The organism is uncultured Flavobacterium sp., assembly GCF_963975005.1.
In the GTDB taxonomy this organism is placed as follows: domain Bacteria; phylum Bacteroidota; class Bacteroidia; order Flavobacteriales; family Flavobacteriaceae; genus Flavobacterium.
On record NZ_CAXBFR010000089.1, the window covers coordinates 1 to 11,647 of the forward strand.

Sequence of the window (11,647 nt, forward strand, 5' to 3'; positions counted from 1 at the left end):
AGTGCTTGATGTGCTGTGGGACAAAAACCATGACCCTTCGACTTGTCTCAGGGCAGGCTCATTTTTTTAGGAGGGTTGGGAAGGATTGGCAATTGGAAACGACTTAAGAATAACAATTTTTTAGTATCTGTAATAATTATTATTTGGTTTATTAGGAGATAAAACTTCTTCTTTGTCTTTGTCTGACAGTAGTTCATGTTTTTTTGTTTACAATTGGATTAAACCAATCTGCTTTATCAATTGACCATTTAATCCAGTTTGATAATTCTTCCGAAAGCTTGTTTTCTTTTATTGCATTACTCTCCAATTCTTTGATAAAATTTCTAAGATCTGTTGCTTTTTTCCACCTTTCAGAATCCTCTAATAGTTTTTTAAAATTTTCAATTTCGGTTTTATGTCTTTTTTTATAGCTTCTTCTATTTCTCGCTTTTTTAAATATTCTTGATGTCTTATTTCTCTTTCCTCGTTGTCTCTTTTTATTTTATCAGAAACTAATTCTAATTTGGTTAGTATTTTTGGTATTTGTTCTTCTAAAGTTAGTTTGTTGGTATCATAGAACTCTTTTTTAGGATATTCATCAATTTTAAACGATAATATACCTGTTGGAACATAATCCGTAGTGCTCCAACTGTATTTACCGTGTGGTATTGTTATTCTTTTTAATTTTTCTCTTAGTCTAATTTTAATTTCTTCGTCCCTAATTACTACATGCGTAGTGTTGTATTTAACTATTACATTATGGCCTCTTTGTTTCAAGAGTTTTATTATTTTATCCATAATTCGTAGTGCTCTACTCGTGTTTTTTGGAGCTACAGTAATGCTTATTATACCCTGCGATGTTGTCATAACACCTCTATAGATTGCATGTTTTTCTTTTGATTTTGAAGCAAAGTTTTCTTTTGCCTCACTAATTAATTTGTCAGGATTTGAGAGTTTATCAGGCACTTTAAAAGAAAGTGAACTGTCTGAAGAAATTTCTTTGAGTAGTTTATGGAATTGCGATATTCCTTCATTTCCCTTATTTTCTCCTTCTATTCTTTCGCTTAATGTAATACTATCTTCTCCCTTAAAGTCTTTAGGTAATGGTATTACATTTACTTTTTTGTTGTATTGTAATTTTTGCCAATGTCCTAATTGAGGTAAAGGAATATTAAATTTTTTGCATATTTTTCTTAAACCATTATCTGAAATGAAATATTCTTTAGCCAATGTTGACATTGGTTTTGACCAAACTAAATCGTATAATTCCTTTCTAGAAATTTTTATATTTTCTCTTTGATTATCCATTACTTTCTAATTTATCAGAAATTAATAATTACCTAAAAAAACTTATTTTATTTCAAATTAAAAGCATTGATTAATTGATTAAATAACTCTTCTACGTTAATATTTCCAGCACCCATTTCTTTAAAAACTTGTTTATCTGGTAAATCATTTTTTACTGCTTCTGCAAAGTTTGCTATATCTGTTTTTATACTTGGAGTAATTTCAAAATTATCTTCTGGAGTTAATAATAATACTAATCTAAAAACATCCATTTTGTGTTTTCTAAGTTGTCTGTCATCAATTTTTTCTCCGTTTTCTTTACGCGTTTTATAGTCGAGAAATGCTTTTGCTTTTAATCCTATCAAAGCTTCGGTATTTGCCAAGTGAATTCCGTTGTCTAATTGACTATGTTCTACTGTAAATATATAGTAATCATCATCCATGAGAATAGCTGATAGACTTGAGATTTCAGTATCTACAGGAATTGGTGTTAGATGTGTTCCTTCTTCTAAATCTAACAAGTCTGGTATTCTTGAGAATAATTCAATTTGAAATGGAAATTCTTCTGCTTGTGGTTTTTGGAATCGATAGTATTTTCTGTCTTCGTCACTTTTTTCTTTTACTTCATAATTTCCTGTTTTTATGAACTCCCAAAAGTGTGCTACAAATTCAGGGCTTAATGCCTCAATTACTAAAATTATGTCTATATCTTTTGTCGCTCTTGGAGTTAGCCCTACACTATCAATAATGATATCACAAGCTGTTCCACCAATAATAATGTAATTATCTGCAAAATCTTTGAAATGTTGTCTGAATATTTCTAAACCTCTTACCATATATATTTTTCTATTATTTGATCTAATGCCATATCTGTTCTTTCGTCAATAAACCCATCTTTTAAACTTAAGTATAAAGACAATGGATCAACATTGTTTTTTTTAGTAATTCCATTAGCAATTAGCACTGGATTATATTTCCAAACTTCTAGTGCATAATTACCACTTTCATTGTTTAGATTTACTAATTGATTGCTTTTTTCTAATTTGTAAAATTGTTTTTTATCTATGGCAAAATATTCTAATGCACTTGGATTCATGTCGCTATATTCTTCTAATGCTGTTGTGTTTGATTTTAATAAGCCCATAGGTTTTTCATCAACATAAACTGTTTTCATTATTGGGTTTACTACTAGTTGTTCACAATCTTTCCAAAGTTTTTGAATGTCTTTTTCGAATATTATATTTTTTTCTTTTGTTCCTTCCACCTTGACAATTGCTAACTTTTTTAAGTTATCTATTGCTTTAGTTATTCCCATTGGTGTATATTGGAATTTTTTTGCTAATTCTTTGAAAGTGAATTGGTTTAAATCTTCCTCTCTATGTAGTATGTGATATAAAACTATTAATTGTGCTGAAGGCAACATTAAAAATTCTTTTTGAAACTCTTTCGCTTTATTAAAGTCTTGAATGTCAATTAATAATTCTGTTAAGTACATTTGTTTTCCTGGAATAATAAAACTTATCTTTTGATCAATTAGTCTTTTTCTATTTATTGCAGTGATATCATCAATTATTATAATTACTCTTTTGTCAATGGCTTTTTCGATGCTGACTAACTGTTTTCGTAATTGAGTAGCATTTAGTACGTCCTTTTTATTAAATTCTACTAAAATTAGTTCGCGATTGAATAATTCTGTATGATAAAAAGTGTAATTGTTCTTAAAAATAAAAGGTAATTTGTTTAAAACCTGCTCTTTAAGTTGATTTAGAACAATTTGTTCTCCCAGTATTTGTTGGATGTATTCTTTTAATTTTTCCATAATAAACTAATAAAAAGTATAATAAACTAGATAGGTTTATTGTGCAAATATAGGTTTATTATACTAAATATCAACATATTGAGGTAATATTTATTGGTTTACTTTATTAGAAGAATCGTTTTATCATTAAACCCTTTATTCTCATTGTATTTGATATATCCTAATTGATTGGTTACTAACTGTGTATTTCCAATTTTAAAATTAGCTGTGTTAGTATGGTGGTGACCGTATACCCAATAATCAATTGTATTTTCTTCTATTAATGCATTTAAGTTTGAGGCAAACGCTTCATTTATTTTACTATTTGCATATTTTTCTGGATAATTAGTAAAAGTTGGTGCATGATGAGAAACTACTACTGTTTTATTGTTAGGTTTTTCTTTAAAAGCTTTTTGTAAAAATGCTATACTTTCCAAATGTAATGTGTTGTAATCGTCTACATTAAATATTCTATCCTTATACTTAATGACTTTAAAATCTGAAAGCCCTTGCTGAATAACCCAACGCTTATCTTCTGAAATATTTGACCAAAGTGTAGAAAAAACAAAATTTACACCTTCAATTTCTTTGACACAATTGTTTACTAAAAAAATATTTTCTCTGATTTTTGTATCTAATACACTGCTGTTTTCCAAATTGTGGTAATAATATTCGTGATTGCCAGGCACCCAGAAAGTCGTTTTAAAGTTTCTTGAAATATAATCCAAGAAATCATTGTGTTTGTCTAACACCGCAAAAGGAATTATATCTCCAGCTAAAATTAGAATATCAGCCTCTGGACTTAATGGATTGTCTAAGATGTACTCTTTGTTCTCTGGAAACTCTAAATGAAGGTCTGAGCAGTATTGAATTTTCATTGTTTAAATTAATTACTAATAATGGAAACAAACTCACCAACAACTCTCATTTGTGAACCGTTCTCTTCATTTATAACTATATCTTTAAAAGTAGTATCAGTTGAATTTGGTTTTAAAACAATTAACTTGTGTTCCCAACCTTCTTCTGTAATAACTTTTTCACTTGAATAAGTCTTAATTGTAAAAGCAGAGTTGAAATCAGTATCCTGAATATCTATATTTTCCACCAATACTATTTTACCGTTTCTACTTCCTCCAGAATCTGGTTTAAACAAACAAATTGAACCATTTGGTATTACCCTGTTCATTGAGTCACCAACTATTCTACAGGCAAAATAATCACTTTTAGTATTTTCTGGCCCTTCAATTAAAGTAAAATCTTTTTCTGATTGTATCTCACTAAATGTTCCTGCTGCTGCATAAAAGTCATAAAGAGGAATAAGGTTATTAGAATTATTTGTATTTACAAGTTGAATAGTCTCATTTTCTACTAAAGGAACATTTTCAATTAGTTTTGTTTTCTTATTCGTTGTTATATATTTATACATACTATCAATTACTGGTTGTTCAAGATGAAACTTAAAGTGAACAACTGGTAATTTAGAATCTTGCATATAACTTTGTTCTATTGAATCAGGTATTATAGTAATATCACCCATGAAATAAAAATCCGTTCCTTCCCCATCTTCTTTTTTAACAAATAATAAAATACGTTTAGAATTTATAACCCCTTTTATTTCATTACTTTCAACTTTCCTATTTGATCTTGATTCCCATGCAAATGTGGATGGGTTAATAAAATAGTCATTATAATTAATTGTACTTTCTATTTCATCAGATTTATGATATGTAACAAAGCAAGGAGTAATTTCATCATTAGTTCTATAACCATATACAGTACTACTAACATCTTTTTCCCAGTTCAATAGTCTACAAACATCTTTTCGACTATACTTATTATAAAGAATTAGCCCTTTTTTATAGTATTCTCTATTAAATAATTTGTCAAATGTTATAATAGAGTAATTAATTGTATCTAAAAGAAAATTTTTAAAAATAGTATTTTTCAATTCTTCATGGAATTCATTATACAGTTGAAAAGAATTATTTCTTATGAATATAATTTTTTCGTTTTTTCGAATAAACAGAAAGTTTATATTTCTAATACAAGAATCAATTGTAGCTTGACTAGTAATATAGCTATATAAGTTTTGAATAGAATCCTTAAATTCAGAAATATTTAGCCCTCCTTTTAATATTAACTGTTTTAAAATATAGCTTTCTTCAACTCTTTTTGAATTGTTTATTTCTTTAGAAAATAACTCTAATAGCTTTATATGTTCTTTATTCAAATCTGAATTGTATTCTTTTTCAACTTTGACAACGAAATTGTAATATGAATTGGAATAATTAACATATAAGTAAGGATCTCTAGAACCATGTTCTATAAAATCCATCATCATTGGAATTCTACCAAGCTTAAATTTCAAAAGGTTATAATCTTTCTTCAAGTCAGAGAGTAATTGCATGTTTGCAGAATCAATGGACTGAAATATTTTTTCTTTGGTAATCTCATCAAAATTAATTGTTGAAGCACCTGGAATCATTCTGCTTCCTTCTGTAATAAGTTTTCTTAAAGAATCTTTATTATATGAGGTATCTCCGTATAATGCAATTGGGATAAGATAATTGTTTTCGTAATTTCCAATGAAATCAATAACAGTTACATAGCTTTTTCCATCAACTTTTCTTAATCCTCTTCCTAATTGCTGAATGAAAATAATTGCTGATTCTGTAGGTCGAAGCATAATAATTTGGTTGATTTTAGGAATGTCAATTCCTTCATTAAAAATATCAACCGTAAAAATATAATCAAGCCTATCTTTTAAGTTATCCGATTCTAATTTTTCAATAGCTATTACTCTTTCATCTTCTGAATTGTCAACGGTTAGAGCAATTGTTTTGAATCCATTTGAATTAAATAAAGTTGAAAGTTCAATTGCTTCTTTTTTTCTTGAACAAAAGATTAATCCTCTCGTTATTCCGTTATCACTTCCATAGAATTTTGCTTGCTCAATTATTCTTTTAACTCTTTCTTTTGAAACTAATAAATTGAAATCTGATTTATTATCAATTTCATTATCATCTATTAATAAATCCGTTACACCGTAATAATGAAATGAACTAAGCATTTCTTCCTCCATCGCTCTATTTAACCTGATTTCATAAGCAATATTATGGTCAAATAATTGAAAGATGTCATTACCGTCTGTTCTTTCAGGAGTTGCAGTCATTCCTAAAAGAAACTTTGGTTCAAAATAATCTATTAAACGCAAATAAGAATCTGCTCCAGATCTATGTGTTTCATCTATAATAATGTAATCAAAATGATCTTTTGCAAAGTTTTCAAGATGTGATATTTTTGAGATTGTCTGAATTGTTGAAAACACAAAATCACATTCTAATTCTCTTTTTTCACCAGAATACAAGCCCATTGTTTTGTTTTTTCCAAAAACTTTTTGAAATGTTTTTAAAGAATTTTTTGCAATGGTTAATCTATGAACTACAAATAATAATTTTTTAGACTTAAAAGCCTTTGCATCAAAAGCAGATAAATAAGTTTTTCCAGTTCCCGTTGCAGAAATAATTAAAGCTTTATTTTTTTTATCTTTTCTTAAATTTTTTAAATTTTCCAATGCTTCGATTTGCATTGAATTAGGAGTTATAACTATTTCAGATTCAATTATACTTTCAAGAGTATTAATTTTGTTTAGAAGGAATTGCTTTTGATAAATTTCTTCATATCCTAGAATAAATTCTGTTGTTACTTTCGTAGCTTTTTGAAAATCAGATTTAAATTCATTTATTACATTATCAACAATACCACTTTCATCTAATGCTGAAACTTTCAAGTTCCATTCTCTATTAGTTGATAAAGCTTGTGCAGTTAGATTACTACTACCAATAATTAGATTATAATGTTCCTTATTTTTAAAAATGTAACCTTTTGCATGTGCATTTCCTGTAGTTGCAATTCGCAAGTCTATATTTTTGAATTTTGATAATCTTTTTAAAGCTTCAGGTTGTGTGAAGTTTAAGTATTGAGAAACTAAAATTTCGCCTTTTATATTGCAATTTTCAAGCTCTTTTAATTTATTAATTATTGTAGCAACTCCGCTCGTTGTAACAAATGCTACTGAGATATAAAACTCACTACAATTTTCAAGTTCGTGCAAGAGTGTTGACAGAACTTTTTTGGGTGGATTTTTTTGATTGATAAGTAACTCGGGCTGATAAACTGTTTCAGATAAAACGTTTTTATCAATATAACCAGTTTGTAAACTCGAATTAAAAATTTGAATTAACTTATCCATTCATTATTAATTTATTAACGATTGGAATATCTGCTGCTGCCCAATCAAGTTTGTTGACTTCATTAAGACTCAACCATTCTTGTGCTATATGTTCATTTAAAGTAAGCTCTTTGGTTTTAACTTCACAAATATAACTGTGCATTGTTAATTCAAAATCTGGATATTTATGTACTACAGTTGTAAAGAAAGATTTTATATCTGTTTGAACATTCAATTCTTCTATTAATTCACGTTTTAAGGCTTCTTCTTGTGTTTCTCCCTGTTCAATTTTTCCTCCAGGAAACTCAAATTTCTCTGAAATATAAACAAGCTTGTTTTTTGGTCTTTGAACACATAAAATTTCATCTTTATAAAATATTATTGCAGCAACTACTTCAATCTTCTTCATTATTAATTCTCAATTTTATGATTGATTATATTTTTTAAAATACCACTACAAAACCTACTTTTAATAGCAGATAAAAATATTCAATACAATAATACAAAAAAGCAATCGAAAGAAATTACGGGAAACCGCATTTAGGCTACTATTTATAAACAAAATATGTTAAAATCTATTAAATACTAATTTTTGACATACACTTTGGTATATATTTTATGTTTAATATTTATTTGATTTTAGTTACTCAGTATATCTTTACTAAATTCTGTATATGATTTATTATACTATCTTTTATCCTTTGAGTTGGTATTAAATGAAATTACATTAAACATATTTCTCATTCTGGAACGCAATCTGTTCCCGTATAGTTTTTCAATTTCTGAAGCTGATAAATTTGTAGTAATGTGCGTTATGGATTTGTTTTCAATAAAATGCTCATAGCGAGTAATTAAGATTTCAGCCATAACATTGCAATCGTTACCAAAGTGGAAAAAACGGTCAAATTGACCACCCAATTCCAGTGCAAATTGACCACTTGTTCCGGTTGAAATTGACCACCCAATTCCGGAGCAAACTGACCACCTGATTCCAGTTGAAAGTGACCCCCTAAAAAACGACTACTTTTTTCATGTTGTTAACCCATAAATTCGTTTAAAAAACGACGAATTTATGGCTAACAAATTAACAGACATGAGTAAAATTAGAAAAGCATTAAAATTCCATTGCAGCGGTAAGAGTAAACTCTTTATTAGCAATTATCTCTCGCTTTCCAGAAATACCGTTAAGAAATATATTGCCTTATTTGATGCTTTGGGATTAAATCTGGAAGACATTGAACAGAAAACGGATGCTGATTTAGAAGATTTATTTTCGCAATCTACATTGGAATCTGCCAATCCTACACTGGAAAAACTCCATTCCTATTTTCCCAAAATGGAACGTGACCTCAAGAAAGTTGGAGTCACGGTACAACACCTTTGGGAAGAATATTATAAAGAAAATCCCGATGGTTTAAAAAGCTCTCAGTTCAGGTATCACTTCAAGAACTGGAGTAATCGCGTAAATCCCGTGATGCACATGAACCACAAGGCAGGTGATAAAATGTATGTGGATTATGCTGGAAAAACACTTTCTATAATCGATGAAGATACCGGTGAAATTAAAGAAGTACAGTTCTTTGTGGCTATTTTAGGAGCCAGTCAGTACACTTATGCTGAAGCCTCGATGAGCCAACAAAAAGAAGATTTTGTAACTTCTGTAGAGAATGCGATTCGGTTTTTTGGAGGCACCCCAGCAGCCATTGTTCCCGACAATCTAAAATCGGCTGTGATAAAAAGCAGTCGTTTTGAACCTACCATCAACGAAACTTTAGCCGACTTTGCAGAACATTATCAAACCACCCTATTGCCTGCCAGAGCTTACAAACCAAGAGATAAGTCGTTAGTGGAAGGTGCTGTAAAGATATTGTACAGAAGGATTTATGTACATTTAAGAGAACAAAAATTCTTTAGTCTTAATCAACTTAATGAGCAAATCTGGAACCTTCTGGATGTACATAACAAAAGGAAACTTACTGCCCGTCCGTACTCCCGATTGGAATTATTTACCGAAGATGAGAAAAAAGAATTAAACCCACTTCCTCAGGAACGCTTCGAGATTAAGTACCAATCCTTTGCTACGGTAATGCAAAACGGCCATGTATTGTTGAGTTTAGACAAAAGCTATTACAGTGTACCCTATCAATATTTGCGTAAAAAAGTCAAACTACTTTACACCAAATCCACCGTTGAAATCTATTATAAATACAATCGTATTGCCACACATCCAAGGCATTATAAGCCTTACGTTTATACGACTAATCCAGACCACATGGCAGTACCCATCAGTTTGTAGCCGATTGGAGTGCTTCACGTTTTTTAGATTGGGCAAGTGGAATTGATCCTAGTGTAGGAGAATTTATCTTGAAAATAATCGACAGCAAAAACCACCCTGAACAAGCGTATAAATCTTGCTTAGGAATCTTATCTTTTGAAAAGAAGGTCGGAAAGCAACGCTTGATCAAAGCCTGTAAAAGGGGCATTAGATTACAAAGTATATAATTATAAGGCCATCCAAAACATTTTGGAAAACAATTTAGATAGAATTGATATCGAATCAGAAACCGATTTAGAATTGCCTCAGCACGATAATATCAGAGGGAAAAATTACTTTAAATAAATTTAAAATCAATTAATTATGAATGAAGCAACAGTAACAAAAATGAAACAAATGAAGCTCAACGGCATGCACAATGCTTTTAAAACTGCCATTGAAAGCGGTAAAACCGATCATTACACCATTGATCAGTTTATATCCATGCTCATCGACTCGGAATGGGACGAAAGGCACAACAGACGTATTGAGCGAAGTATTAAAAACGCACGGTTCCATTACAAATCCAATATCGAAAGCCTCAACTTTGAAGTGTCTCGTAATTTGGACCGTACGCAAATCCTGCGATTAGCCGACTGTGAGTTTGTAACCAAAAACCAAAACGTGTTAATCACTGGAAGCACTGGTGTTGGCAAAATTTTTTTAGGAACCGCACTAGGATATCAGGCTTGTATTGAAGGGTTTAAAGTAAGCTATTTTAATACCTCAAAGCTATTTGCTAAACTCAAAATAGCCAAAGCAGACGGCTCCTATTTAAAAGAACTGGCTAAATTAGAACGCCAAGACGTGCTTATTTTAGATGATTTTGGGCTTCAGGCACTAGATGGTCAAAACCGAATTACACTCCTGGAAATAATTGAAGACCGTCATAATAACGGTTCTATCATCGTTACTTCTCAAAATACCCGTTCAGGGTTGGTACGACATTATAGGGGAGAAAACCATAGCCGATGCAATTTTGGATAGACTCATACATCAATCCCATAGAATTGAATTATTAGGAGAATCTATGAGGAAGAAAAGAAGTAATAACAACGTATAATTTTTTAACTATATTTGAATAAATTATAACAGCAGAAAAAAGTAGTTTTTTAATGAAAATCAGGGTGGTCAATTTCAACTGGAATTGCATGGTCACTTTGAGCTGGAATTAGGTGGTCACTTTAAACTGGAATTAGGTGGTCAATATGGCTGGAATTTGCACTTTAGATAGGTTTACATAGATGCTTCTTGCTTCTTTCATCTTGCTTCTTGCTTCTTGCTTCTGTTAGAACGCGGATGAAACGGATTGACTGCGGCAAACGTGGATGGTCAAGGATTTTTACTTATGACTTTATACTGCAACCTAAATTCTGCCTTTCTCCTAATCGCTAAAATTGGAACACAGATTACTTCGTCTGTTCGCACTTTCATGCTCGGGTAAAGAAATTAAAGTAATTTTTATAATTTAATTTCTTGTGGGTTCCTTCCTTGGTCAGGAGAACAAGATTGTGGGTAACCTTTTTTGTGAACTTTGCTACTTAGTTACTTTGTAACTTAAATTATTAGTTACTTTGTAGATTATATTCTATGAATTAATCTTTTATAATCTTCTTTCTGACTTTTCTTAATGTCAATTTTGATAGTTTTACCGTCCATTAATTCAAGCATTAAAACATACTTATACAGTTTATACTTGTTACTAAATGTTAATATAACAATAAATGGAATGAAAAAAAAATAAAAATTATCATATTCATGCGTAAAGAACAACGAAGCAGAACCAATTAATCCTAAAAGCAAAATTGTTATAATTTTCATTTTTTTTAAAATGGTTCGATTTTTTATGTTATTTTTTTCTACTTCAATTTGAGGATTACCTGCGTCATTTATACTTATAGAATCTTTATAAATAAATCCCGCAGCATTTGAATATTCTACTAATTTTTTTTTCATATGTATTTAAATAAAACCCTCTCTCAGTTAATCTTTCTTACATAAAAAATAAACGTTTTGAAAATTATATTATTACAAAACA

At 29.8% G+C, this 11,647-nt stretch carries 10 protein-coding genes and 1 pseudogene; 3 read left to right on the forward strand and 8 right to left on the reverse strand.

The window, feature by feature from the left end; genetic code table 11:
* Positions 1-360: 360 nt before the first annotated feature.
* From AACZ53_RS10640 to AACZ53_RS10670, 7 genes and pseudogenes are all read right to left on the reverse strand, one after another.
* Positions 361-1,287, reverse strand: a complete 927-nt coding sequence (locus tag AACZ53_RS10640) for a hypothetical protein (RefSeq protein WP_339838099.1) — start codon at positions 1,285-1,287, stop codon at positions 361-363.
* Positions 1,288-1,334: 47 nt separating this feature from the next.
* Complete coding sequence (locus AACZ53_RS10645) at positions 1,335-2,102, reverse strand: hypothetical protein (protein ID WP_339838101.1); 768 nt, start codon at positions 2,100-2,102, stop codon at positions 1,335-1,337.
* Entirely contained in the window at positions 2,096-3,085 is a 990-nt protein-coding gene (locus AACZ53_RS10650) for a MarR family transcriptional regulator (RefSeq protein WP_339838104.1), read from the reverse strand. Before AACZ53_RS10650 ends, AACZ53_RS10645 begins: the two co-directional genes overlap by 7 nt.
* Before the next feature lie 98 nt (positions 3,086-3,183).
* Positions 3,184-3,942, reverse strand: a complete 759-nt coding sequence (locus AACZ53_RS10655) for a metallophosphoesterase (protein ID WP_339838106.1) — start codon at positions 3,940-3,942, stop codon at positions 3,184-3,186.
* 8 nt (positions 3,943-3,950) lie between these two features.
* Positions 3,951-7,316 carry a DUF3427 domain-containing protein gene (locus AACZ53_RS10660; RefSeq protein ID WP_339838108.1) on the reverse strand — a complete coding sequence of 1,122 codons (3,366 nt, stop codon included), beginning with the start codon at positions 7,314-7,316 and terminating at the stop codon, positions 3,951-3,953.
* Positions 7,309-7,704 (reverse strand): (deoxy)nucleoside triphosphate pyrophosphohydrolase, encoded by a 396-nt coding sequence (locus AACZ53_RS10665; protein WP_339838110.1) that lies wholly within the window; start codon positions 7,702-7,704, stop codon positions 7,309-7,311. Before AACZ53_RS10665 ends, AACZ53_RS10660 begins: the two co-directional genes overlap by 8 nt.
* Before the next feature lie 278 nt (positions 7,705-7,982).
* Positions 7,983-8,186 (reverse strand): annotated as a pseudogene (locus tag AACZ53_RS10670) (ATPase); the annotation flags it as partial.
* A gap of 181 nt (positions 8,187-8,367) precedes the next feature.
* On the opposite strand from AACZ53_RS10670, the gene istA reads away from it, so the two are divergent.
* The 3 genes from istA to AACZ53_RS10685 all read left to right on the forward strand — a co-directional run bounded on the left by istA (position 8,368) and on the right by AACZ53_RS10685 (position 10,672).
* Positions 8,368-9,591: an IS21 family transposase gene (istA, locus tag AACZ53_RS10675; RefSeq protein ID WP_339838113.1), complete on the forward strand. Its 1,224-nt coding sequence runs from the start codon at positions 8,368-8,370 to the stop codon at positions 9,589-9,591.
* A gap of 342 nt (positions 9,592-9,933) precedes the next feature.
* Positions 9,934-10,596 (forward strand): ATP-binding protein, encoded by a 663-nt coding sequence (locus tag AACZ53_RS10680; protein ID WP_339838115.1) that lies wholly within the window; start codon positions 9,934-9,936, stop codon positions 10,594-10,596.
* Positions 10,589-10,672 (forward strand): hypothetical protein, encoded by an 84-nt coding sequence (locus AACZ53_RS10685; protein ID WP_339838121.1) that lies wholly within the window; start codon positions 10,589-10,591, stop codon positions 10,670-10,672. The genes AACZ53_RS10680 and AACZ53_RS10685 overlap by 8 nt, the downstream gene beginning before the upstream one ends.
* 518 nt (positions 10,673-11,190) lie before the next feature.
* On the opposite strand, the gene AACZ53_RS10690 is transcribed toward AACZ53_RS10685, so the two are convergent.
* Complete coding sequence (locus AACZ53_RS10690; RefSeq protein WP_339838118.1) at positions 11,191-11,565, reverse strand: hypothetical protein; 375 nt, start codon at positions 11,563-11,565, stop codon at positions 11,191-11,193.
* Positions 11,566-11,647 lie beyond the last annotated feature (82 nt).